14 protein-coding genes and 1 pseudogene are annotated in these 19,961 nt (G+C 70.0%); 9 read left to right on the forward strand and 6 right to left on the reverse strand.

All coding sequences use genetic code 11. The features are described from left to right. The first annotated feature begins 14 nt into the window (after nt 1-14). From ACLJK8_RS13045 to ACLJK8_RS13055, 3 genes are read left to right on the forward strand one after another with little or no spacing between them, the layout of a single operon-like run. Nucleotides 15-3,083 (forward strand): P-loop NTPase, encoded by a 3,069-nt coding sequence (locus ACLJK8_RS13045; RefSeq protein WP_413150715.1) that lies wholly within the window; start codon nt 15-17, stop codon nt 3,081-3,083. Then, nucleotides 3,080-4,048: a hypothetical protein gene (locus ACLJK8_RS13050; RefSeq protein WP_413150716.1), complete on the forward strand. Its 969-nt coding sequence runs from the start codon at nt 3,080-3,082 to the stop codon at nt 4,046-4,048. Before ACLJK8_RS13045 ends, ACLJK8_RS13050 begins: the two co-directional genes overlap by 4 nt. Further along, nucleotides 4,045-5,274 carry a glycosyltransferase family 4 protein gene (locus tag ACLJK8_RS13055; protein WP_413150717.1) on the forward strand — a complete coding sequence of 410 codons (1,230 nt, stop codon included), beginning with the start codon at nt 4,045-4,047 and terminating at the stop codon, nt 5,272-5,274. Before ACLJK8_RS13050 ends, ACLJK8_RS13055 begins: the two co-directional genes overlap by 4 nt. Here the strand turns inward: ACLJK8_RS13055 and ACLJK8_RS13060 are convergent. Then, a complete protein-coding gene (locus ACLJK8_RS13060) occupies nt 5,238-6,575 on the reverse strand; it encodes a sigma-54-dependent transcriptional regulator (RefSeq protein WP_413150718.1) in 1,338 nt (445 codons plus the stop codon). The genes ACLJK8_RS13055 and ACLJK8_RS13060 overlap by 37 nt on opposite strands. Then, on the reverse strand, nt 6,572-8,368 hold the full coding sequence (locus ACLJK8_RS13065; protein WP_413150719.1) for a sensor histidine kinase: 1,797 nt from the start codon (nt 8,366-8,368) through the stop codon (nt 6,572-6,574). The genes ACLJK8_RS13060 and ACLJK8_RS13065 overlap by 4 nt, the downstream gene beginning before the upstream one ends. A gap of 237 nt (nt 8,369-8,605) precedes the next feature. Between ACLJK8_RS13065 and ACLJK8_RS13070 the strand changes: the two genes are divergently transcribed. From ACLJK8_RS13070 to modC, 5 genes are all read left to right on the forward strand, one after another. After that, nucleotides 8,606-9,949, forward strand: coding sequence for a dicarboxylate/amino acid:cation symporter (locus tag ACLJK8_RS13070; protein WP_413150720.1), 1,344 nt, complete (start codon nt 8,606-8,608; stop codon nt 9,947-9,949). Nucleotides 9,950-10,104: 155 nt separating this feature from the next. Next, complete coding sequence (locus ACLJK8_RS13075; protein WP_413150721.1) at nt 10,105-10,905, forward strand: TOBE domain-containing protein; 801 nt, start codon at nt 10,105-10,107, stop codon at nt 10,903-10,905. 8 nt (nt 10,906-10,913) lie between these two features. Next, nucleotides 10,914-11,669: a molybdate ABC transporter substrate-binding protein gene (gene modA, locus ACLJK8_RS13080; protein WP_413150722.1), complete on the forward strand. Its 756-nt coding sequence runs from the start codon at nt 10,914-10,916 to the stop codon at nt 11,667-11,669. Nucleotides 11,670-11,679: 10 nt separating this feature from the next. Next, nucleotides 11,680-12,348, forward strand: a complete 669-nt coding sequence (modB, locus tag ACLJK8_RS13085) for a molybdate ABC transporter permease subunit (RefSeq protein ID WP_413150723.1) — start codon at nt 11,680-11,682, stop codon at nt 12,346-12,348. Continuing rightward, nucleotides 12,345-13,472, forward strand: a complete 1,128-nt coding sequence (gene modC, locus ACLJK8_RS13090) for a molybdenum ABC transporter ATP-binding protein (protein ID WP_413150724.1) — start codon at nt 12,345-12,347, stop codon at nt 13,470-13,472. Before modB ends, modC begins: the two co-directional genes overlap by 4 nt. Before the next feature lie 139 nt (nt 13,473-13,611). Here modC and purU read toward each other — a convergent pair whose 3' ends face one another. The 3 genes from purU to ACLJK8_RS13105 all read right to left on the reverse strand — a co-directional run bounded on the left by purU (nt 13,612) and on the right by ACLJK8_RS13105 (nt 17,418). Beyond that, nucleotides 13,612-14,496 (reverse strand): formyltetrahydrofolate deformylase, encoded by an 885-nt coding sequence (gene purU / locus ACLJK8_RS13095; RefSeq protein WP_413150725.1) that lies wholly within the window; start codon nt 14,494-14,496, stop codon nt 13,612-13,614. A gap of 161 nt (nt 14,497-14,657) precedes the next feature. Then, the gene (gene ade / locus ACLJK8_RS13100) at nt 14,658-16,370 is read right to left on the reverse strand and encodes an adenine deaminase (RefSeq protein WP_413150726.1); all 1,713 of its coding nucleotides are present in this window, start codon (nt 16,368-16,370) and stop codon (nt 14,658-14,660) included. A gap of 64 nt (nt 16,371-16,434) precedes the next feature. Then, nucleotides 16,435-17,418 (reverse strand): glutathione S-transferase family protein, encoded by a 984-nt coding sequence (locus tag ACLJK8_RS13105; RefSeq protein ID WP_413150727.1) that lies wholly within the window; start codon nt 17,416-17,418, stop codon nt 16,435-16,437. Nucleotides 17,419-17,652: 234 nt separating this feature from the next. Between ACLJK8_RS13105 and ACLJK8_RS13110 the strand changes: the two genes are divergently transcribed. Beyond that, entirely contained in the window at nt 17,653-19,395 is a 1,743-nt protein-coding gene (locus ACLJK8_RS13110) for an alkaline phosphatase (RefSeq protein WP_413150728.1), read from the forward strand. A 460-nt stretch (nt 19,396-19,855) separates the two neighbouring features. On the opposite strand, the pseudogene ACLJK8_RS13115 reads toward ACLJK8_RS13110, so the two are convergent. Next, nucleotides 19,856-19,961 (reverse strand): annotated as a pseudogene (locus ACLJK8_RS13115) (IS5/IS1182 family transposase); the annotation flags it as partial.

Below are 19,961 nucleotides of genomic sequence, written 5' to 3' on the forward strand. Positions count from 1 at the left end.
ATCGGGAGAAACCCATGAATTCGATGAGCCCGCGGCACCGGCTGGGCGACGCGCCGCCGCCTCCGGTCGAGGACGACGGCGTTCCGAACCTGCGGCGGCTCAGGCTGCTCGCCGGCCGCCATCTGGGCGCGCTCCTGATCTCGGGCGCCGCCGGGCTCGGTCTCGCGCTCGTCTATCAGGCGCTGTCGAGCCCGGTCCATGAGGCGCATGCGATGGTGCTGATGAGCCGCCCGTCGCCGCTCGCCGCCGGTCTCGCGGAGGGACCTGGCGCGATCCCGGACGCGGAACTGCGCAACGAGCTCGAGGTGATCCGCTCCAAGGAACTCGCCGCCGAGGTCGTCGCGCGGCTCGGCTCCGCCGCCCTGCCCGGCGCGCCGGAGGATACCCGCGCGATGGACGAGCGCCTGCGCCAGTCGATCCGGGTCTCGCGCATCGAGGGATCGCACATCTTCATCATCGACGCGCGCGCGTCGGACCCGGAAGGCGCCGCGCGGCTCGCGAACGCCGTCGCCGGGGCCTATGTCGACCGGCGCGAGGCCGAGATCGCCGCGGCCGCCGCGGACCGCCGCGTCGCCCTCGAAGCGCGCATCGCCGAACTGCGCGCCGCCGTGGCCGCGCGGCAGGCGGAGATCGTCGCCGCCTCGCGGGATTCCAGTCGGTTCGAGGAGGCGATGGTCCGGCGCGGCGAACTTGAACAGCTGCTCGAGAGCGACCGCGCCGCCCATGCCCGCGCCCTCGCCGAGCTTCGCGAAACGGATCGGAGCGGTGATCCGGCGGAGCTTCGCGCGAGCCTGCTGAGCGACGCGGTGCCGCCGATGGAGCCGACCGGGCCGAAGCCCTTCATGATCCTGACGCTCGGCCTCTTCCTCGGCCTCGCCTGCGGCGGTGGGATCGCGCTCGCGCGCGAGAATCTCGACGACACGCTCAGGACCGGCGACGAACTCCGCCGCGCCCTTGGCCAGCCCTTCCTCGGCTATCTCCCGCGACTGCCCGGGGCGGGGACGCGCGAGGGTCTCGCCGATCATCCGGTCTGGCGGGTCGCGGCGGATCATCCCCGCTGCCGCTACGCCGAGACGCTGCGCTTCATCCGCGCCCGCGCCGAGCGGCGCGGTGGCCCGGGATCGGCGCCGGTCCTCGGCATCGCATCCGCCCGGGCCGGCGAGGGCAAGTCGCTCGCCGCCGCCAATCTCGCCGCCCTGCTCGCGGCGGAGGGTCTGAGGGTGCTCCTGATCGACGCCGACCTGCGGGGCACGGGGCTCGGGACCACCTTCGGCAATGGCGCCACCGTGANATCTCGCCGCCCTGCTCGCGGCGGAGGGTCTGAGGGTGCTCCTGATCGACGCCGACCTGCGGGGCACGGGGCTCGGGACCACCTTCGGCAATGGCGCCACCGTGACGCTCGCCGATCTCGCGGCTTCCGCCGGCCCCGCCGGGCCGCATCTGGCCGGTGGCGAGGGCGGGTTCACCTTCCTGCCCGCGCGCGGCGCCGCCGCCGCGCCGCTCTACATCTACGGCGAGAGACTGGCGCGGGTTCTCGACGGGCAGCGGGGGCATTTCGATTTCATCATCCTCGACCTGCCCGCGCTGGAGGATGCCGCCCATGCGCGCGGCGCGCTGCCCGTGCTCGACGGCTGGGTCGCGGTCGCGCGCTGGGGCGTGACGCCCGGCCAGGCGCTCCGGAGCATATTGCGCGACGATCCGGAGCTCGCCCGGAACCTGCTCGGAGCGGTGCTCTCCGACGTCCGGCCCGAAGAGCTTCGGCACTACACCCACCACGCGGGAGCGGGCGCGTGAGCGGCCGGCGCGCGGCCCGTCCGCGCCGGATGGCGCCGCTCCTCGTTCTCGGCGAACAGGCGGCCTTCGCGCTCACCAACCTCGCCTCGCAACTCCTGCTCGCCCGCGCCGTCGCACCGGAGGCCTTCGGCGCCTATACCGTCGCCTCCACCTTCTTCTTCATCGCGGCGATCGTGCACCAGACCTGCCTGGTCGAGCCGATGGTGGTCTTCTCCGCCGGGCGGCTGCGCCGGGCCCTCCCAAGCGATCACCAGTTGCTGCTCGGTCGCTGGTCGGTAGTCTTCGGCCTCGCCTGCGGCGCCGGCGCCCTCCTGCTCGCCGTGCTCGCGACGGCGCTCGGTGCCGGACCCGTGGGCGCCGCCCTCGCCGCCTTCGCAGCCGTCGCGCCCTTCGTGCTGCACCTCTGGTTGCTGCGCCGGATGGCCTTCTCGCTCGGGCGGCCCGACCTCTCCTTCGCGGCGACGCTGATCTATGCCGGGGCGACGCTCGGCGCCATCGGGGCCATGCTGGCCTTCGGCGCGCTCGGCGTCACCGGCGCGATCCTCGCCAGCGGCTTCGCCGCCGCCGCCTCCTCGGTCTTTCTGACCGCGCGCCTTCGCTGGCCGGCGAGAACCGACCCGGCGCCGCGCGATCTCGCGGCCCGGCACCTGCGCTATGGCCGCTGGGCGCTCGGGGCGGAGGCGGTGAACTGGGCGCAGACGAGCGGTCCGATCCTGATCCTGCCGCTCTGGCTCGGACTCGCCGCCTCGGCTGAGCTTCGCATGCTCGCGCTCGTCTTCATGCCGCTGCTGCAGGTCGCCTCCGTGGCGAGCCTCATCCTGCTTCGCCATCTCGCCGGAAGCGCACGTCCCGACCCGGCGACGATCATCACCACCTTTCTCACCCTCGCCGGCGGCGCCGCGGCCTATACGCTCGCCGTGGTCGCGGGCTGGACCGGGATCGGGCCGCGCCTCTTCGGCGCCGGCTACGCCATCGATCCGGTGCTGGTTGCGATCGGCGGCTGCGGCGCCACCAGCCTGGTCGCGGCGCAGGCCTTCATCGTGACGCTGCGCGCGCGCGAGCGCACCGGCGCGGTTCTGGCCGCCAATCTCGCAGCCCTCCTGACCCTCGTCGCGCTGATGCCCGCCGCGCTGCCGCATGGCGTCCGGGGCGTCGTCACCGCGCAGGCGGTCGCCTGGGCCGTCGCGCTCGTCGTCTCCGGGCTGCTCGCCGCCTACCGGCCGCGGCTCGGCGACTGGCTCCGTTTCGCGGGCGACGCCAACGATCCGAAAGCGGAGATCGCCTCTTGATCCGACATTCCGTCTGCATGGTCGCGGGCCGCGACGCGCTCGGCTGCGCGGAACTCGCGCTCGCCTCGCTCATCGCCAATTGCCGTGACGAGATCCGGGTCACGGTCCTGACCGACGGGTCGGCAGAGAAGCGCGCCTATGCCGAGCTTCTCGACCGCCTGCCCCCCGGCGTGCCGCGCGCGGTCCACGACGCGCATGACTGCGACGCGCGCGCCGAGGAGGTGTTCCGCGACCATCCGCGCGTCCGGGCCTTCCGCCGGGGCCACCCGTGCTGGCGCAAGATCACCGATCCCACGCTCTTCACCGAGCCGGGCGAAACCACCATCGTCCTCGATCCAGACATCGTCTTTCCGAACCCCTTCACCTTCGAGGCGACCCCGCCGGGCGGTCTCCTGCTCATGCGGCAGACCCGCCACTGCCTGCTGCCGCCGGATGTGGTGCGCGCCGCCTTCCGCGCCGGTTACGCGCTGACGCATCACACCGATATCGGCGTGGCGCAGCACGGCGCGCTGCCCTGGGAGTGGATCGACGAGGCCATCGGGCGGATCGGCGGCGAGAGCCTGCCGCGGGTCGCGCATGTCGAATCGATCCTCTGGGCGATGATCGCGGCGCGAATGGGCGGCGGCTATCTCGACCCGACCGCCTGGGCCTGCTGGGAGCGCACGGCGGGCAAGCGGCTTCTGATGCTCGCGGGGCTGGGCGGGCCGGAGCTCCTGCGGCTCGAACCGGTGCGCTGGCTCAAATGCTTCCACGGCAGTTCGGGTGCCAAGGACTGGCTCGTGGAAGCGTCCCGCCGGGGCATTCTGCGGGGCGGCGCGCCCTGGCTCACGCCAACGAGGCTCCTGCCGTTCGAACCCATCAGCCCGGAGGAGTTCGAGCGCGGCGAGCGGGCGAAGGCGCGCTACCACGGCGCGATGCGCGCGCTGAGGCTTCGCGACCCGTTCGAACCCGCGCCGGCGCCATGACCCGCCGCTTCCTGCTCTCCTGCTTCGCCTGCGACCCCGGCGCCGGATCGGAACCCTACGTCGGCTGGCATTGGGCGCATGACGTCTACGCCGGGCGCGAGCGGGTCGTGCTCACGCGCCGCCATCACCGCGCGGCGCTCGCGGGGCGGGCCGGCGACGGGCTCTCGTTCCGCACTTTCGATCTGCCGTTCCTCGCCGGGCTCGACCACCGGCACCGGCTGATGAAGCTCTACTACATCCTGTGGCAGATCGCGGTCCTGCCCTACGCGGCCTGGATCGTCTGGCGGGAGCGGATCACCGACATCCACCACGTGACCTATAACGCGGTGGATTTCCCCGGACTCCTCTGCGCCATCCCCGGCCCGCGCTTCCTCTGGGGGCCGGCCGGCGGCGGCCAGACGCCACCCGCGGCGCTCGCCGCGCTTTATGGCGACGGCTGGACGCGCCAGCTCTGGCGCGGGCGGATGAAGGCCGCGCTGCGATTCAACCCCGTTGTCCGGCTCGCGCTCGCCCGCGCTTCTCTCGTCCTCACCGCCAATGCCGAGACCGAGGCACGCCTCGCGCCGCTGACCCGGGGCGGGAAGCTTCACCGGATGCTCGAGACCGCCGTCGCGCCTGGCACCATCGCCGCGGCGCCCCGCACAGCCCCGCGCCCGCTCCGGGTGATCTGGGTCGGGCGGTTCGAGGCGCGCAAGGCTCCAGGCCTCCTCATCGCAATCGCGCGCCGGCTCGCCGCGATGCATCCCGGCGCCCTCGACTTCACCATGGTCGGCGGCGGCGAGATGCTGGAGGGCATACGCGCGGAGGCCGCCGGCATTCCCGGCCTCACGATCCGGGGCGAACTGCCCTTCGCCGCGATGCGCGCGGCCTATGCCGAGGCGGATGTGCTGGCCTTCACGAGCCTGCAGGATACCTCTGGAAATGTGGTGCTCGAAGCGCTCGCGCGCGGAATGCCGGTCGTGGCCCTCAATCATCAGGGTTCCGCCGAGATCCTGCCCACCGGTGGCGGCATCCTCGTCGATGTCGGCCCGCCCGAACTCGTCACCGCCGGTTTCGCCGAGGCGCTTATCCGTCTCGCCGATCCAGAGGCCTACGCCGCCACCTCCCGCGCCGCGCTCGCCAACATCCGCGCGCATCACGGCTGGGAGAACCGCGCCATACGCTTCGCCGCGCTTCTCGACGCGATGGATCAGCCCTCGGCGAAATCCGTCCGGGCGATGCCGTAGCGGCGGAGCTTGTCGTAATAGGTCTTCTTCGGCAGGCCGAGGCTTTCCATCGCAGCCCGCGCATCGCCGCCGCTCGCCCTGAGCGCGGCGCGGATCTCCTCCGCCTCGAACCGCTCGACCCGTTCGGGCAGCGTCGGTTCCGGCGCGGCGCCCGCGATCCGCGCGGGAGCCGGCCCCTCCACGCCGAGAACCACCCGGTCGGCATAATGCGCCAACTCGCGGACATTGCCCGGCCAGTCATGCCCCGCGAGATGCGCGGCCACCGCCGGGCCGATCTCGGGCACCGGACGCCCGAACCGCTCCGCCGCGGCGCGGGCGAAATGCGCGAAGTGGAGCGGCGCGTCCTCCTTCCGCTCCCGCAGCGGCGGAATGCGCAGCGTCACCACGTTCAGCCGGTAATAGAGGTCCTCGCGGAACGTCCCCCGCGCCACCGGATCGCTGAAATCCACCTTGGTCGCGGCGACGACACGCAGATCGAGCACCCGACGCTCGTTGGTGCCGAGCGGCTCCACCTCGCGGGTCTCCAGAACGCGCAGGAGCTTCACCTGCACCGCCGGCGGACAGGATTCGATCTCGTCGAGAAAGAGCGTCCCCTTGTTCGCGTGCTCGATCCGCCCGATCCGCCGTTTCTGAGCGCCCGTGAAGGCGCCCGCCTCATGGCCGAAAAGCTCGCTCTCCAACACGCTTTCGGGCAGCGCGCCGCAGTTGAGTGCCACGAAATTATGCCGCGCCCGCGGGCTCCAGTGGTGCAGGAGACGCGCCACCACCTCCTTGCCCGCGCCGGTCTCGCCAAGGATCAGCACATCGACGTCCATGTCGGCGACGCCCCGGATCGTCTCGCGCAGGTGGCGGATGCCGGGCGAATCGCCGAGGAGCGGCACGTCGTCGGGCGGTTCCGCCGCCGCCGCCCTGAGCCGCCGGTTCTCCAGCACGAGCCGACGCTTCTCCGCCGCCCGGCGCGCGGCATTGACCAGCCGCTCGGCCTCGAAGGGCTTCGGGATGAAATCATAGGCGCCGTCCTTCAGCGCCGCGACCGCGAGGTCGATGTCGCCGTGCCCCGTCACCAGGATCACCGGCAGATCGGGGTCGAGCGCCTTCACCCGGTCGAAAAGCTGCAGGCCGGTCATCCGCGGCATGCGGATATCGGTCACGATCGGCCCCTCGAAGCCGTCGTCGAGCCGGGCGAGCGCGGGAGGAGCCGCCTCGAAGGCGAGCACTTCGAAACCCGCGAGCATCAGCATCTGCCGCGTCGCCGCGCGCAGATCCGGGTCGTCCTCGACGAGCATGACCGGCTGGTTCATTCCGCCCTCCGCAACGTCAGCGTGAACGAGGCGCCCGGTAGCCCATCCTCCGGGTCGAGCCGCAACTCGCCGCCGAATTCCCGCGCCAGATCGGCCGATATGACGAGGCCAAGGCCAAGCCCGGTCTCCTTCGTGGTGTTGAACGGCATGAAGAGATGCTCCCGCGCCTCGGGGCCGAGGCCGGGACCGTTGTCGCGCACAGTGATCGCGACGGTCTTCGCGCTCTCGGCGACGGTGATGGCGATCTCCGGCTCCGCCTCGCCCTTCATCGCGTCGAGCGCGTTGCCGAGCAGATTGACGAGGATCTGTTCGAGCCGGATGCGCCCGGCGAGCACATCGACCGGCAGGCGAGGCCCGCGAACGACCTCCACCCCCGCCTCGCGAATCCGCCCGGAGAGCAGCGCCAGCGCGCCGTCGACCGCTTCCTCGACATCGATCGGCCGCTCCTGGCCGACGCCGCGCCGGGCGAAGCCGCGCAGCATCGAGGTGATCTTGCCGACGCGATCCGTGACCCGCGCGATCGCGCCGAAATTCTCCTGCGCCTCCGCCGGTTTCCCGATCTCCACGAATCGCGCCCCGGTATCGGCATAGGCGCGGATCGCGGCGAGCGGCTGGTTGATCTCATGCGCGACGCCGGCGGCGATCTGGCCGAGGATGGAGAGCCGGTTCGCCTGCGCGAGTTCGTCGCGCAGGCGTCGCGCCCGGCTCTCGGCGCTCTCGCGCTCGGCGATCTCGGCGCGAAGCTCGTCGGTGCGGAGCGCCACGCGCCGCTCCAACTCGGCGTTCATCTCCGCGAGCGCCCGGGCCCGCTCCTGCGAGCGGGACCGGCGGCGCCAGAGGGCGGAGAGGCCCGCGAGCCCGAGCACGCCCGCGAGCAGCGTCGTGGCCGCCGCGTTCCAGGCCGCGCCCGCGACCTCCGGCCCGACCGGCGCGAAGAGCATCAGCCGCCAGGCGAGCCCGGCCTCGTCGATCGGCCCGCCCGCGCTCGCATGAAGCCGCCCGCCAAGCCGCGCGAAACCGCCGCTCGTCCAGTCGATCGGCTGAACCGGGATCGCGCGGTCGTCGAGCTGCAGCGCGCGCCGCGCCTCGGCCTCGTTGCCGACCGGCCGCGTCGCGGTGAACCGGCGCTCGGGCAGGCTGGTCGCGAGCACGACGCCGCGCATGTCGATGACGTGAACCACCATCCCGCTCTGGCGCCACCGCGCCTCGAGCCCGTCGAGTTCGACCTTCACCACGACGACACCGAGCGGCCCACCGGGCCCATCGACCCGGTGCGAGAGATAGAGCCCCGGCCGCCCGCTCACGGTGCCGAGCGCGTATTGCGCCGCCGCCCCGTCGCGCATCGCGCGGGTGAAATAGGTGCGGAAGCCGTAGTCGCTGCCGACGAAACTGTCCGGCTCGGCGAAATTGCTCGCGGCGATCGTCATGCCGTCGGTCCGGATCACATAGACGACGGCCGATCCCGCCTCGGCGGCGATGCCCGCGAGCTTGGGGTCGAGCGCGCGCGCCGCCTCCGCGTCTTCGAGCGCCGCCCGCACCTCCGGATCGCGCGAGAGCACGACCGGCACCACACGCTGCTTCTCGATCACCGCCGACAGCGCCGCGGTGGCAAGCGGCAGGGCCGCCTCGGCCCGCGCGAGTTCGGCCGCGAGCGCCCGCCGCTCGACCACCCGGCCGGCGAGCGCGGCGAGGGAGGTGACGAGCGCGAGGCCGACGACGAGCGCGATCAGCCACGCCCTCGGAAAGACCCGTGACGGGGCGGCGACCGGCGCTCTACGCGATACGCTCTCCATGGCCGCCGATCATAGTGCGGAATTTCGCCCCCCGCCAGCGGCGATGGTGCGGATTTCCGCACCGCTGCGGCCCTTCGATCCGGTGCGCTGGAGTTAACCTGTTGTTCATGCATTGAAATCGTGGAGCCAATCTAATTGGCACGATGCTTGCTTTATGTCGAGTACGTCCGGCCCGGGCGTGGAACATGGATCGCGGGGCGCGCCGAGAGCGAACCCCCGCCCGAACGGAGGAAACACATGCACATCGCCCATTCGGCACCGACGGAGACCGGACCCCGCCTGCCTCTCTACCGCCAGCTCTATTTCCAGGTCGTCGTCGCCATCGTTCTCGGTGTGACGCTCGGGCATTTCTCGCCTGAACTCGGCGCCAGCCTGAAGCCGCTCGGCGACGCCTTCGTGAAGCTCGTGAAGATGATCATCGCCCCGGTCATCTTCCTGACCGTCACGACGGGCATCGCCGGCATGTCGGACATCGGCAAGGTCGGACGCGTCGCCGGCAAGGCCTTCGCCTATTTCCTGACCTTCTCCACGCTGGCGCTCATCGTCGGCCTGATCGTCGCGAACCTCGTCCAGCCCGGCGCGGGGCTCAACATCGACCCGGCCTCGCTCGACGGCGCGGCGGTCGCGGATTATGCCAGCAAGGCGCATGACACGACGATCGTGGGCTTCCTCTCCGGGGTCATCCCGTCGACGCTGGTCGGAGCGTTCGCCGAGGGCGACATCCTCCAGGTCCTCTTCATCGCGATCCTGTTCGGTATCGCCCTCGCGCTGGTCGGTGAGCGCGGCGCCCCGGTTCTGAACTTCCTGCAGGCGCTGACCGAGCCGATGTTCAAGCTCGTCGCGATCCTGATGAAAGCGGCCCCGATCGGTGCCTTCGGCGCGATGTCCTTCACCATCGGCAAGTACGGCATCGGTTCGCTCGTCAACCTCGCCTTCCTCGTCGGTACCTTCTATCTCACCGCGCTCATCTTCGTGCTCGTCATCCTCGGCGCGGTCGCCCGGTTCAACGGCTTCTCGATCCTGAAGCTGATCCGCTATCTCAAGGAAGAACTCCTCCTCGTCCTCGGTACCTCGTCCTCGGAAGCGGCGCTGCCCTCGCTGATGGAGAAGCTCGAAAAGGCGGGTGCGAAGCGTTCGGTCGTCGGTCTCGTGGTTCCGACCGGCTACAGCTTCAACCTCGACGGCACCAACATCTACATGACGCTGGCGGCGCTCTTCATCGCCCAGGCCACCAACACCGACCTGACCCTCGGCCAGCAGATCCTGCTCCTCCTCGTCGCCATGCTCTCCTCGAAGGGCGCGGCCGGCATCACCGGCGCGGGCTTCATCACGCTCGCCGCGACCCTCTCGGTCGTGCCCGCCGTCCCCGTCGCCGGCATGGCGCTGATCCTCGGTGTCGACCGCTTCATGTCGGAATGCCGCGCGCTCACTAACTTCGTCGGCAACGCGGTGGCCACGCTGGTCGTCGCCCGCTGGGAAGGCGAGCTTGACCAGGACCAGCTCCACGCCGTGCTCAACGGTGAGGTCGCGGTCGACGAACAGGGCGAGCCGATCCTCGAAGGCGCTGCGGTCGCCGCCTGATCCCCGGCCTGATCCCGATCAATCGAGGCGCGCTCTTCGGAGCGCGCCTTTTTCTCGTGGCCAATTGACGCGAATGGCTTCGCTTGCGTCGCGGCGCGGTTGGTGGCATCCGTTATGCGGAAGAACCGCATAACGATCCCAGCTTCCGAAAGCCCATGCCGATCCACGCCGAAATCTCGCTGACCGGAACCGAGGGCATCCCCCTTGGCGCCCAGCGCGTCGCGCTTCTCGAAGCGATCGGGCGCGAGGGCAGCATCTCCGGCGCGGCGCGCGCCGTCGGCCTCAGCTACCGCGCCGCCTGGGATGCGATCCGGGCGATGAACAATCTCGTCGGCCGCCCCCTCGTCGCCGGACAGACCGGAGGCCGGCGCGGCGGTGGCGCCAGTCTGACGCCCGAGGGGATCGCGCTGGTCCGGAACTTCCGCCGGCTCGAGACCGAGATGGCCCGCGCCTTCAACGCGCTCGCGCCCGAACTCGACTCCGAACTCGGGGGAGACGATGCGACCGGGGGGGCCACCGCCGCGCGGCTGATGTTCGGCGGCTTCCTCCGCACCAGCGCCCGAAACGAGTTGCGCGGCACCATCGTCGCCGCCCATGCCGAACCGGTCAGCGCCGAGGTGGCGCTCGAGATCGCCGAGGGACAGGTGCTCGTCACCACGCTGACGAGCCGCAGCCTGCGCGACCTCGGCCTTTTCCCCGGCCGCCCGGCGATCGCGCTCATCAAGGCGCCGCTGATCGGCCTCGCCGCGCCAGCAACGCCCGCGGTGGCCCGCAACCAGATCGAGGGCATCGTCGAGACCATCGAACGCGATGCGCGCGGAACCGAAGTCCTGCTCGGGATCGGCGCCGGCAAGAGCCTCTGCGCCGTCCTTCCCGATGACGCCCGCGCCTTCGCACCGGGCGATCCCGCCCGGGCGCTGATCGACCCCGCCCATATCATTCTCGCCGTCGAATGAGGTTTTCGATGAAACATCTCCTGACCACGCTCGCGCTTCTCGCCGCGACCGCCGCCCATGCGGAGGAAACGCAGGTCGCCGTCGCCGCGAATTTCACCGAGCCCGCGACCGAGATCGCCGAGCTTTTCGCGGCGGCGACCGGCCATAGCGCCAGGCTCTCCTTCGGCTCCAGCGGCCAGTTCCTCGCGCAGATCACGCAAGGCGCGCCCTTCGAGGTTTTCCTCTCCGCCGATGACACGCGGCCGACGAAGACGGTGGAGGACGGGCTCGCCGTCGAGGGCACGCAGTTCACCTACGCGCTCGGCACGCTGGTGCTCTACAGCACCGAGGCCGATCTCGTGACCGGCCCCGACACGCTCGAGGCCGCTTCCTTCGAGAAGATCGCCATCGCCGATCCGAAATCCGCACCCTATGGCGCCGCCGCGGTTCAGACGATGGAAAGCCTCGGCGTCTACGAGGCGCTGACGCCGAGGGTCGTCCAGGGTCAGAGCATCGCCCAGACGTTCCAGTTCGTCGACACCGGCAACGCCGCGCTCGGCTTCGTCGCGCTCAGCCAGGTCATCAAGGCCGAGGGCGGCTCGCGCTGGGTCGTGCCGGGCGAGATGCACGAACCGATCCGCCAGGACGCGGTGCTCCTGAAAACCGGCGCCGAGAACGAGGCGGCCAAGGCCTTCCTCGAATTCCTGCGAGGTCCGGAAGCGCGCAAGGTGATCGAGTCCTTCGGTTACGCGGTCGATCCGGTGGCCGAACCCGCGGCCGGATAAGGCGAACGGCATGGACTGGCAGCCGGTCTTCCTGACGCTCAGGCTCGCGACGATCACGACGGCGATCCTGCTCGTGATCGGCACGCCGCTCGCGTGGTGGCTGGCGCGGTCGAAGGCGCGCTGGAAGGAGGCGGTGGCGGCGGTGGTCGCCCTGCCGCTGGTGCTGCCGCCGACGGTGCTCGGCTTCTACCTTCTGCTGCTGCTCGGCCCCGAAGGACCGGGCGGCTGGATCGCCGGGCTCTGGAGCGGGCGGACGCTCGCCTTCACCTTCGAGGCGCTGGTCCTCGCCTCGGTGGTGGCCTCGCTCCCCTTCGTGGTGCAGCCGATCCGAAACGCCTTCGAGGCGATCGGCGAGCGGCCCTTCGAGGTCACGGCGACGCTCCGCGCCTCGCCGCTCGACGCCTTCTTCACCGTGGCCCTGCCCCTTGCGCGGCCGGGTTTCCTGACCGCCGCCGTCCTCGGCTTCGCCCATACGCTCGGCGAATTCGGCGTCGTCCTGATGATCGGCGGCGCGGTGCCGGGCGAGACCAAGGTGCTCTCGATCTCGATCTTCCAGTATGTCGAGATCGGCGAATGGCGCCCGGCGCATATCCTCGCGGGCGGCCTGCTCATCTTTTCCTTCCTCGTCATCCTGGCGATGATGCTGCTCGAGAAACGCACACGGCGGATCGGGCGGTGAAAGACGAAGACGCCGGACTGACGGCCCGGTTCGCCGGGCAACTCGGCACGTTCCGGCTCCATGCCGGGTTCGACGCGCCGGGCCGGGGCGTCACCGCGCTCTTCGGCCCCTCCGGTTGCGGCAAGACCACGATCCTGCGCGCGATCGCGGGCCTCAGGCGGTTCGAGGACGGGTTCCTTTCGGTTGGCGGCGAGATCTGGCAGCGGCCCGGCCTCTTCCTCGTGCCGCACCGCCGCCCGATCGGCTACGTGTTTCAGGAGGCGAGCCTCTTCCCGCATCTGACGGCGCGCGGCAATCTCGACTACGGCCGCCGCCGCGCGCTCAGGGGCGGCGCGAGGGAAGTCTTCCGGTTCGACGAGGTGGTGGACCTGCTCGGCCTCGCCCCCCTGCTCGACCGCGCGCCCGCGACGCTCTCGGGCGGCGAGCGCCAGCGTGTCTCGGTCGGCCGCGCATTGCTCTCGCAGCCGCGGCTTCTGCTGATGGACGAGCCGCTCTCCGCGCTCGACCGGTTCGCGAAGGATGCGATCCTGCCCTATTTCGAGCGGCTGCGCGACACGCTGGCGCTCCCGATCCTCTACGTGAGCCACGATATCGCCGAGGTCGAACGGCTCGCCGACCGGCTTCTCCTGATGCGCGCAGGCGAGATCACCGCCGAAGGCCCGCTCGCCGAGTTGCAGGCTCGCCCCGACCTGCCGCTCGCGCGCCTGCCCGAAGCGGCGGTTACTCTGGCGGCGCGGGTGCTCGACCACGACCCGCTCTACGGCATCACGCGTTTCACGGTCTCCGGGGCGACGCTGCTGGCGCCGGGCGCGTTCGGCCCGCCCGGCACGGCGCACCGCGTCCGGATCGCCGCCTCCGACGTGGCGCTGGTGCGGGACCCGCCGGCGGCCACATCGATCCTGAACATGCCTCCCGCGCGCATCCTGAGCGCCGAGACGGGCGACGGCCCGGCCGCCGGCATGACGACGATCGTGCTCGCACTCGGCGCGGAGGGCGAAGGCGCCCGCATCCTCGCGCGGATCACCCGCCGCTCCTGGGACATGCTCGGCCTCGCGCCGGGCCAGCCGATCTTCGCTCAGATCAAGGGGGTCGCCCTCGCCACCGTCCCGCCGCCGGAGGAGTGAGGCGAGCCGGCTTCATACAGGTTTGCTAACCTGGAGAGCAGTCGAGAGCCGGGCCAACAGGCCCGGCTCCAGCAAGAAACTCGCGCGCACCGCGCGCTCCCCATGGCCGCGACGGCGGCCGCGCGGGCTCGGCCCGCGCTCAGCCCATCCGCTCGGAGGCGTAGCTTCCTGGGCTCGCCGGGAAGATCACCGTCCGGTTGCCGTTGAGGAAGGCCCGGCGATGGATATAGGCATGGATCGCCCGGGCCAGCACCTGCGCCTCGACATCGCGGCCGAGGCTCACGTAATCCTCCGCGCTCTGCGCATGGGTGACGCGCACCACGTCCTGCTCGATGATCGGGCCTTCGTCGAGATCGGCGGTGACGAAATGCGCCGTCGCGCCGATGAGCTTCACGCCCCGCTCATGCGCCTGCTTGTAGGGGTTCGCACCCTTGAAGCTCGGCAGGAAGGAATGGTGGATGTTGATGATCCGCCCCGACATGCGCTGGCAGAGCGCGTCCGAGAGAACCTGCATGTAGCGCGCGAGCACGATCAGTTCCGCGCCGCTCTCCTCGACCAGTTCCATCAGCCGCGCCTCGGCCTCCGGCTTGTTCGCCTTCGTCACCTTCACGTGGTGGAACGGGATGTCGTGGTTCACCACGACCTTCTGATAGTCGAAATGGTTCGAGACGACACCGACGATATCGACCGGGAGGGCGCCAATCCGCGAACGGTAGAGCAGGTCGTTGAGACAGTGGCCGAAGCGCGACACCATCAGCATGACCTTGACCCGCTCGGCGGAATCATGGACCGCGACCTCCATGTCGAAGGTCTGGCCGACGGGCGCGAGCGACTCCTCGATCGCCGCGCGCGTGGCGCCCTGTTCCGAGACGATGCTGACCCGCATGAAGAACCGGCCGTTCTCCAGATCGTCGAACTGCGAGCTGTCAACGATGTTGCAGCCCTGATCGGCGAGCGCGCCGGAGACCGCCGCGACGATGCCACGCCGCGAAGGGCAGGCTACGGTGATGATGTACTTGTTCATGGCCTCTTCCTACGCCGCGTCGATAGCACGGACGCCGCTCTTTCCCGGCATGGCGCCCGCGCTTCCCATGCGGGGAAACCGCGAGCCCGGCTGTTCCAATCCCGACACTTTGGCGCCGGAAATCTCCGCGGCCGGAAACCCGGGTCCGGGCGCGGGTATCCCTAGCCGGGAATGAGCTCGAACTTCAACACATCGACCATCCCGCGGTCGGTGATCTTCAACGCCGCGATCACCGGGAGAGCGAGGAAGGCGAGCTGCAGGAACGGCTCTTCCAGCGTCACGCCGAGACCCTTGGCCGCCGCGCGCAGCCCGACGAGCGCGTCGCGCACGGTCTCGAACGGCGCGAGGCTCATCAGCCCCGCGACCGGAAGCGCCAGTTCGGCGAGGATCGCGCCGTCCCGCGCGACGACGAACCCGCCCTCGATCTCGGCCAGCCGATTGGCCGCCAGCGCCATGTCGGCGTAATCGACCCCGATCACCGCGATATTGTGGTGATCGTGGCAGACGGTCGAGGCGATCGCGCCCGCGCCGAGGCCGAAGCCCTTCACGAAACCCGTCGCGATATTGTCGTTCCGGCCATGCCGCTCCACCACAGCGACCCTGACGAGATCGCGCGCCGGGTCCGGGCGCTTGTCGTTGTCGGCGATCGCGATCCGCTCGCGCAGATGCTCGGTGATAATCTTGCCCTCGATCACCCCGATCACATCCGTTTCCTCCCGGTTCGCGGCGGAGCGGAAATCCTCGGGGGCCAGCACCCGCGCCTTGACCGACCGCCGGCCGACCGGAGCGACGGTGCCGCGCACGGCGAAGGCCGCCTCCGTCACCCGGCGCCCGGCGCAGAACACGACCTCCGCGTCGCAGGCTTCGAGGCTCCGGACACCGACGATATCGGCCCGCCGTCCCGGCGCGATCAGGCCCCGATCGCGCAGCCCGAAGGCCTCGGCGCCCGAGAGCGAGGCGGCGCGATAGGCGGCGAGCGGCGAGGCGCCACGCGCGATCAGGCGGCGGATCATGTAGTCGAGATGCCCCTGCTCGGCGATGTCGAGCGGGTTGCGGTCGTCGGTGCAGAGGCAGAGATAGGCCGAGGTGGCATCGTTCAGGATCGGCGCCAGCGCTTCGAGATCCTTCGAGACCGACCCCTCGCGGATCAGCACGCGCATCCCCTTGCGAAGCTTCTCCAGCGCCTCCTCCGCCGTCGTCGCCTCGTGTTCCGTGCGAATGCCGGCGGCGACATAGGCGTTCAGATCCTTGCCCGAAAGCTGGGGGCAATGCCCGTCGACATGGCCGCCTTCGAAGAGCCGGAGCTTCGCCATCGCGCGCGGATCGCGCAGGATGACGCCCGGATAGTTCATGAATTCCGCGAGGCCGATTCCCGAGGGATGCCCCATGACCTCCGCCAGATCCTCGGCCTCGATCCGCGCGCCGGAAGTCTCCATGTCGGTCGCCGGAACGCAGGAGGAGAGCTGGACCCGCAGATCCATCAGCGTGTGGGCGCTCGCCTCCTGGAAGTACCGGATGCCTTCCAGGCCTATGACATTGGCGATCTCATGCGGATCGCAGATCGCCGTGGTCACGCCCCTCGGCGTCACGCAACGGTCGAATTCGAAGGGGGTGACGAGCGAGCTTTCGACATGGAGATGCGTGTCGATGAAGCCCGGCACCAGCGTCAGGCCGGAGACATCGACCACCTCGCGGCCCTCGTACTCCGCCTCGGTCCCGACGATCGTGTCGCCACTGATCGCGACATCACCTTCGACCAGCACGCCGGTCACGAGGTCGAAGACCTTGCCCCCGCGCAGCACGAGATCGGCGGGCTCGTCGCCCCTCCCCTGCGCGATCCGGCGCTCCAGCGCGCCGCCCTGATCCTGATGCACCCTGCGCTCTCCTCGACTGATGCCGGGGCGCAGCATAGGCGGGCGCGCTGCCTTCCACCACCGGTCAGGCGGGCGCGGCGGGTGCCGGAACCGGATCGAGATCGGGGAGATCCGGCCCGACCGGGACGATCCCGGTCGGGTTCAGCTTGCCGATCCCGTAATAGCCGCGCTTGATGTGGTCCATGTTCACCGTCTCGCGCACTCCCGGCAGCGCCAGCGCGCGCGCGAGGTAGGCCGAGAGCCGCGGATAATCCGCGAGCCGGCGCAGATTGCATTTGAAGAGCCCGTGATAGGCCGCGTCGAAGCGGACCAGCGTCACGAAGAGCCGGATATCGGCCTCGGTGAACCGCTCGCCGAGCAGGAACGGCCCCCCGCCCGCCAGCTCGTCCTCGAGCCAGTCGAGCATTGCGAAGACCTCCCAGAACGCCTCGTCATAGGCCACCTGAGTCGTCGCGAAACCGGCCCGGTAGACGCCGTTGTTGAGCGCCGGATAGATCCGGTCGTTGAGCGCCTCGATCTCCGGGGCGAGATCGGCGGGGTAGAGGTCGATGTCGCCGCGCGCCAGCTCGCCGAAGCCGGAGTTGAACATCCGCAGGATATCGGCGGATTCGTTGCTGACGATCGTTCCGCGGTCCCGGTCCCAGAGCACCGGCACCGTCGCGCGGCCGGTGAAGCGCGGCTCCGCGCGGGTATAGAGTTCGTGCAGCCAGGTCGCACCGTTCACCGTGTCGGGAATCGAGCCCGGATAGTCTCCGAACCGCCAGCCCTGATCGGTCAGCGCCGGCTCGACGACCGAGACCGAGACCGCCTCCTTCAGCCCCTTCAGGACGCGGCCGATCAGCGTGCGCGATGCCCAGGGGCAGATGAAGGCGACATAGAGATGATACCGGCCGGCCTCGGCCCTGAACCCGCCCTCGCCGGTCGGCCCCGCGGCTCCGTCCGGCGTGACCCAGTTCCGGAAGCTCGAGACCTGGCGCACGAAACCGCCCTTCTCGTCGGTCGCCTGAACCGGCTGCCAGTCCTCAGTCCATTTGCCGTCTACCAGCATGTCATTCCCCTTCGCACGATTCTTCCGCGGCGCCGCGCTCCGGTCAGCTTATGGCCGATCCACTCCCGGAGTCAGACCCGCGCGCGCCGTCGGCCCGGATTTCTCGACCGGAGCGAGAGCGGAGGCCCGCGCGAAACGGCGCTCGCCTGACACGGGAGTGTCACGGAACCGTCGCGGAAGCGTCATTGCCCGGGAGTAGCCGGTCTCTCGAACCCCAACAGACCGGGAAGACCCATGCGCGCACTATTGACCCTGCTCGCCACCACCTGCCTCGTTCCCGCGGTCCAGGCGGCGACCATCCTGCCGCTCGACCGTGCGACGATCCTCGCCGGCTCGCCCTTCGATCTGAAGGTCGAGTTCGACGGCGTCGTCGCCGCCGAAGATGTTTCCGTGACGATCAACGGCCAGCCGGCCGCCGAGATGCTCGGCAAGGACTTAACCTTCATTGAGCGCGAGGAGGGCGTCGAAGCCTCCGCCGTTCGCCTCGAAGCGGCGACGATCGCGGCGCCGGGCGAATACACCGTCGAGGCGAAGGCCGGCGACGAGGTGAAGACCGTGACCTGGGAGGTCTACGGCACCCCGGCCGAGCCCGTGGCGAGGAACGTGATCTTCATGATCGCCGACGGCCTCAGCATCGCCGACCGCACCACGGCGCGGCTGATGTCGAAGGGCATGACCGAGGGCAAGGCCGATGGCCGGCTCAACATGGATGATCTCGAATACGCGGCCTTCATCGGCACTTCCTCGACCGGCTCGATCGCGACGGACAGCGCCAATACCGCCTCGGCCTACATGTCGGGCCACAAGTCGGCTGTGAACGCGCTCGGCGTCTATGCCGACCGGACCGAGGACAGCCTCGACGATCCGAGGGTCGAGCTCATCTCCGAGGCGCTGGCGCGGACCGGGAGCAAGTCGGTCGGCATCGTCTCGACCGCCGAGATCCAGGATGCGACCCCGGCCTCGCTGGTCGCCCACACCCGCAAGCGCGCCGACAAGGCCGAGATCGCCACGATGCTCTTCGAACGCCAGCCGGATCTGATCCTCGGCGGCGGCTCGGCCTATCTGCTGCCCCAGTCCACGCCGGGTTCGAAGCGGAAGGACGACGAGAACCTGATCGAGCAGTTCCAGGACGCCGGCTACGCGCTCGCGACCGACGCGGCGACGCTGGCCTCGGCGACCGAGGGATCGAACTCCGGCAAGATCCTCGGCATGTTCCACACCGGCAACATGGATAGCTCGCTCGACCGGCAGTTCCTGAAGAAGGGCACCGTCGAGGACTTCCCGAACCAGCCCGGCCTCGTCGAGATGACCGGGGCGGCGCTGACGCAGCTCTCGAAGAACCCCGAGGGCTTCTTCGTGATGGTCGAGGCCGCAACGGTCGACAAGATGAAGCATCCAATGGACTGGGAACGGGCGATGTTCGACATGATCGAATTCGACCAGGCCGTCGGCGTGGCGAAGGCATTCGTCGCCGAGAACCCGGACACGCTGCTGATCGTGACCGGCGACCACACCCATGGCAACGCGCTCGTCGGCACGATCGACCCGGCCCGCGGCGAAGGCCGCGAGAGCGTTGGCGTCTACAACGACGCGGGCTTCCTCGCCTACCAGGATGAGAACGGCGACGGCTATCCGGACGACCTGAACGTGGCGCCCCGGATCGCGATGTTCGCCAACAACTACCCCGATCATTACGAGACCTGGGGTCCGAAGCTCGACAACCCGTTCGAACCGGCGGTCGAGACCGGGAACGAGGACTATATCGCGAACGAGCAGTACAAGGATCAGCCGGGCGCGGTGCTGCGCGAGGGCAACCTGCCGAAATCGGCCGATGCGGCGGTTCACGCCGTCGACGACGTGGTGCTGCAGGCGAGCGGCGCCGGCGCGGACCAGTTCCGCGGCTACATGGAGCAGAGCGACGTCTACAAGATCGTCGCCCAGCTGATGGCGCTCGCCCCGTCGCAGCCGGGCAATTAGGCCCGCTCCAGGAGGTCCACGCGCCCCGGCCTTCCCGGGGCGCGTGCGCACCTGTTCCGGAGACCCGCGATAGCCCGCTCCGACCGCCGCGGCTTCCAGCTCGGCTCCACCGCGCCTCTCGGCTCCACGCTTCTCGGGGCCGGCACGGGCTTCGCCGCGGAAGATTCGGGCGGCCTCGCCTTCGACGAACTCTACGGCGAGGTCAGCGTTCTCGGACTCAGCTTCTCCGACAAGCTCAAGTCGCTCGAAGGCGAGACCGTGCAGATGGAGGGCTTGATGGCGCCGCCCTGAAGGCGGAGGCGAATTTCTTCGTCCTGGCCAAGCGGCCGATGGCGCTCTGCCCGTTCTGCTCCTCCCACGCTGAGCGAGCTAGGCGATGGCACACCCCAGTGCAGGTTGGGTGGAAGAACGACAAATGTTCATAGCCTTGGGTCGGTCGGCCGCGAACTAAGGCGTCGACTCATAAACTCTGACACCAGATCCTCGCGGCTGTGAGCTTGACGGCGGCGAGGAAGTTCTCCGGGTCCTTGTCGTAGCGTGTGGCGATGCCTCGAAACTGCTTGATC

This window comes from Amaricoccus sp. W119 (assembly GCF_047275745.1).
In the GTDB taxonomy this organism is placed as follows: domain Bacteria; phylum Pseudomonadota; class Alphaproteobacteria; order Rhodobacterales; family Rhodobacteraceae; genus Amaricoccus.